This is a genomic window from Mesorhizobium sp. M7A.F.Ca.CA.002.04.1.1, from assembly GCF_004022805.1.
Classification (GTDB): Bacteria; Pseudomonadota; Alphaproteobacteria; order Rhizobiales; family Rhizobiaceae; genus Mesorhizobium; species Mesorhizobium ciceri.
Genome location: NZ_RZPL01001070.1, coordinates 1 through 1,263 on the forward strand (window position 1 = coordinate 1; position 1,263 = coordinate 1,263).

The window sequence follows — 1,263 nt, forward strand, 5'->3', positions numbered from 1 at the left end:
GAACATGCTTCCAGACATTGAAACGCTCGAACCGGTCGCCGACAGCGAAGGCGGTTTCCATCCGCTGGTCGCCGACAGCGAAGGCGGTTTCCATCCGCTGTTCGCCGACGTGCCGTCCTCGGTCGAGTTCAACAAACTGCGCAAGCGGCTGCTGCGGCTGACCCGGCAGGCGATCGAGGATTTCTCGATGGTCAAGCCCGGCCAGCGCTGGCTCGTAGCGCTGTCGGGCGGCAAGGATTCCTACGGCCTGCTCGCGGTGCTGCTCGACCTCAAATGGCGCGGGCTCTTGCCGGTCGATCTTCTGGCCTGCAATCTCGACCAGGGCCAACCGAATTTCCCCAAACATATCCTGCCGGACTATCTCGACAGCCACGGCATTGCGCACCGGATCGAATATCAGGACACCTATTCCGTCGTCACCGACAAGCTGCCGGCGGGCAGCACCTATTGCTCGCTCTGCTCGCGTCTCAGGCGCGGCCATCTCTACCGCATTGCACGCGAGGAGGGGTGCTCGGCGCTGGTGCTCGGCCATCATCGCGAGGACATTCTCGAGACCTTCTTCATGAACCTCTTCCATGGCGGGCGTCTCGCCGCCATGCCGCCAAAACTGCTCAATGACGAAGGCGACGTCATGGTGCTGCGGCCCTTGAGCTATTGCGCCGAGGTCGATCTGGAAAAATTCGCTGCCGCCATGCGATTCCCGATCATTCCCTGCGATCTCTGCGGCAGCCAGGAAGGTCTTCAGCGCAATGCCATGAAGGCGATGCTCGAGGACCTGGAAAAGCGCATGCCGGGCCGCAAGGATACGATGCTGCGCGCGCTGTCGAACAGCAGGCCATCGCATCTGCTCGACAGAAAGCTGTTCGATTTCGCTGCCCTCAAGACCCTCACCACAAGGCAAGCCGATGACATTTGACGACACCGCGATCGACTGGCTGGCCGGCATTCTGGCCGAGGCGGCACTGGCCGAGATCATGCCGCGCTTTCGCCGGTTGGGCGATGGCGATGTCAGGCAGAAGACGTCGGCCGCCGACCTGGTGACCGAAGCCGACGTCAATGCCGAGCGGCTGATCACCGCGCGGCTGCGCGAGCGGTATCCCTCAGCGATGGTCGTCGGCGAGGAGGCCTGTTCCGACAATCCAGCGCTTTTAAACGGGTTGGGCGATGCCGATCTGGCCTTCGTCATCGACCCGGTCGACGGTACTTTCAATTTCGCCTCCGGCGTGCCGCTGTTCGGCGTCATGCTGGCGGTCGTGGTCAAAG

Annotated in this window: 2 protein-coding genes; both read left to right on the top strand. The window is 62.5% G+C overall.

Annotated features, from left to right (window positions below; all coding sequences use genetic code 11):
- The first annotated feature begins 4 nt into the window (after positions 1-4).
- Positions 5-916 (top strand): tRNA 2-thiocytidine(32) synthetase TtcA, encoded by a 912-nt coding sequence (gene ttcA, locus ENZ75_RS32185; RefSeq protein ID WP_245481343.1) that lies wholly within the window; start codon positions 5-7, stop codon positions 914-916.
- The coding region (locus tag ENZ75_RS32190) for an inositol monophosphatase family protein (protein ID WP_281061329.1) at positions 906-1,263 on the top strand (358 nt) is incomplete at its 3' end. The genes ttcA and ENZ75_RS32190, both read left to right, overlap by 11 nt.

Coding starts and splice junctions, on each gene's coding strand:
- ttcA (WP_245481343.1), top strand. CDS start 5: ATGCTTCCAGACATTGAAACGCTCGAACCGGTCGCCGACAGCGAAGGC.